We start from the raw sequence: 487 nt of genomic DNA on the forward strand, positions 1-487 counted from the left end.
GTGAACGTGTCGCGCGAATCGCTGCGCGACGTGATGGCCGACCTGCACATGACGGAGGGCTTCGACGTCGGGCTCGAGATGTCCGGCGTGCCGAGCGCGTTCACGTCGCTGCTCGAATCGATGAATCACGGCGGCAAGGTCGCGCTGCTCGGCATTCCGCCCGCGCAGACCGCGATCGACTGGAACCAGGTGATCTTCAAGGGCCTCGAGATCAAGGGCATCTATGGGCGCGAGATGTTCGAGACGTGGTACAAGATGGTCGCGATGCTGCAAAGCGGGCTCGATCTTTGGCCGATCAGCACGCACCGCTTCGCCGTGGACGACTACGAGAAAGGTTTCGCTGCGATGCTGTCGGGCGAAAGCGGCAAGGTGATTCTCGACTGGGCCGACGCGTGACGTCGGGCGTGCGATCCGGCGCAATGCCGGGGTGTACGTCACACGTTGCGATACGGACTGCGAACGTTCAACCGCCATCCGCATCGCATAC

The 487-nt window shown here is 63.0% G+C and carries 1 protein-coding gene; it reads left to right on the forward strand.

Features of this window, described 5'->3' with window-relative positions:
* The coding region (locus tag J5M67_RS28090; RefSeq protein WP_207888631.1) for a zinc-binding dehydrogenase at window positions 1-396 on the forward strand (396 nt) is incomplete at its 5' end.
* Window positions 397-487 lie beyond the last annotated feature (91 nt).

The sequence above is a fragment of the Pseudomonas sp. 30_B genome (genome assembly GCF_017491605.1).
Lineage (GTDB): Bacteria > Pseudomonadota > Gammaproteobacteria > Pseudomonadales > Pseudomonadaceae > Pseudomonas.